At 73.7% G+C, this 243-nt stretch carries 1 pseudogene; it reads right to left on the reverse strand.

The window, feature by feature from the left end:
• A pseudogene (locus AX685_RS06925) lies at positions 1 to 243 on the reverse strand (IS21 family transposase); the annotation flags it as partial.

Here is a 243-nt window from a genome sequence, read left to right on the forward strand (position 1 = left end):
CGCCTGCGGGCCAGGATGTTGACGATGACGTCGTCGCTGGCGGTGCCGGCCAGCAGCGCCTCTCGCACGGCCGCTTCCACCGCCTCCAGTCCGTCGTCGAGCACCGCTGCCAGCACCCGCACGAACCGCCGGTCGGCATCGTCACCGACGCCGAGCTTGCGCCGCAGTCGTGCCAGCGCAGGCGGCAGCTCCCAGCCCTGGAACGGTGCGCCGTTGCGCAGGGCGCCCGGCTTGGTCGCCAAC

The organism is Sphingomonas sp. CCH9-F2 (assembly GCF_001556735.1).
Lineage (GTDB): Bacteria > Pseudomonadota > Alphaproteobacteria > Sphingomonadales > Sphingomonadaceae > Sphingomonas > Sphingomonas ginsenosidimutans.